This window comes from Romboutsia sp., from assembly GCF_035470145.1.
Lineage (GTDB): Bacteria > Bacillota > Clostridia > Peptostreptococcales > Peptostreptococcaceae > Romboutsia_D.
Genome location: NZ_DATIRC010000351.1, coordinates 1 through 1,652, shown reverse-complemented (window position 1 = coordinate 1,652; position 1,652 = coordinate 1). Strand labels below are relative to the sequence as shown.

General features: G+C 32.4%; 3 protein-coding genes. 2 read left to right on the top strand and 1 reads right to left on the bottom strand.

What is annotated here, in order from left to right; all coding sequences use genetic code 11:
- Positions 1-275, bottom strand: a 275-nt coding sequence (locus VLM92_RS14085) for a MarR family winged helix-turn-helix transcriptional regulator (RefSeq protein WP_414708165.1), incomplete at its 3' end; no start/stop codon positions are given.
- A gap of 389 nt (positions 276-664) precedes the next feature.
- Here VLM92_RS14085 and VLM92_RS14080 point away from each other — a divergent pair.
- Both VLM92_RS14080 and VLM92_RS14075 read left to right on the top strand, forming a co-directional pair.
- Positions 665-1,321: a (Fe-S)-binding protein gene (locus VLM92_RS14080; RefSeq protein ID WP_325276959.1), complete on the top strand. Its 657-nt coding sequence runs from the start codon at positions 665-667 to the stop codon at positions 1,319-1,321.
- A gap of 6 nt (positions 1,322-1,327) precedes the next feature.
- The coding region (locus VLM92_RS14075) for an Ada metal-binding domain-containing protein (RefSeq protein WP_325276958.1) at positions 1,328-1,652 on the top strand (325 nt) is incomplete at its 3' end.

Here is a 1,652-nt window from a genome sequence, read left to right as displayed (position 1 = left end):
TTTTCAATCAAAGCTATAGACATCTCTTTTTCCTCTTCACTAAAATTCTTAAAACATACCTCTATATTTCTATTTTCTTCTTCAATTATAAGATCATATATTTTTAAGGCTTTGTCAGTTGGCATTATGTTGTATCCTCTTTTATCCTGTTCATCAAGTTCTTTATACACATAACCTGCATCAATTAGCTTATTTACCGCTTTTGTAGTAGTTGTTTTATCAACTTTAAGCATATTTGACAGTTCCACAAAACTAATCCCAGAGTTTTCACATATACGAGTTAAAAAAGTAAACTGCCCCTTTTGTAATTTTAATTCCTTGTACTTTACATCACTTATATAATGTATAGTTCTTGATAAAACCCCTATTTCTCTTAATAAATAGTTTTCTAGTTTTTTGATAGTTACACCTCCTCATATAGTTGAAAGTTCAACTATATGCATAGTATATTAAATTTTAGTTGAACTTTCAACTATTTTTTTATTTTACTTGATATAAAATTAAGTTTTATTTAAGTTTAGGACATTATAGTTTAATCTTAAAAGAAAAAATAAAAATTAGAAATCCGAAATCAAGAAGATTTTTTGTTTATCTACTGTTACAATTGATACGTAAACAAAAGGTTATTTAATAAAATTCATTTTTAGACAGGAGAAGATATATTATGACAAAAACATATTTTAATCCAGGCTGTGCTTTAAGTATATATAAGCCTGAAATGGAAAATAAAATTTTAAAGTTTTTGAATGAAAATTACGGGGAGGTTGCATTGCATAAAATATGTTGTCAACATGATCCACAGCTTGAAGCAGGCTCATTGATTATCAATGTATGTGCTGGCTGTGATAGACGTTTCAGGAGCTTATACGATGGCATATCAACAATCTCTATATGGGAAGTACTTGATAAATTGGATACATTTAAGTATCCTGACTATAAGGGCTTAAAGATGTCGGTACATGATGCCTGCCCTATACGTGAAAAACCACAGGTGCATCAGGCTGTACGTAATCTGTTAAAAAAGATGAACGTTGATATTGTAGAAACAAAGTTTTCCGGCACGCATTCACTGTGCTGTGGAGATAATTTTTATCCTTCGCTTCCAATTGAAAAGGTTCACCAAAAAATGAAGGAACGAGCAGACTCTATGCCTTGCAAGGAGGTTTGCGTATATTGTGTTTCCTGTATCAAATCAATGCATATTGGTGGCAAAACACCGAGACATTTGATGGATCTTCTAATGGGCGAAACAACTGAGCCACAGATATACGATACTGTACAGTGGCACGAACAATTACAAGACTATATTGATAAGCATTAAGGTATAATGATTATGAGTGATGAAAAAAAATGGAAGTCTGTTATTGAAAATAACGCCGATAGCGATGGTAAGTTCTTTTACGCAGTCCGAACTACAAAGATTTTTTGCAAACCATCCTGCAAATCAAGAGCTCCACTGAGAAATAATGTGATTTTTTTTGACAGCAAACAACAGGCAATAGGTGCAGGATATCGCCCCTGCAAGAGATGCCGACCTGACCTTCTTGAGTTTTGTCCATCTGAGAAACTAACACAAAACGCCAAGGATATAATCGACAAATATTTTGTTGATACAGATGAGCTTAATAAGCAAATTCAAAAGCTTGGTGTTA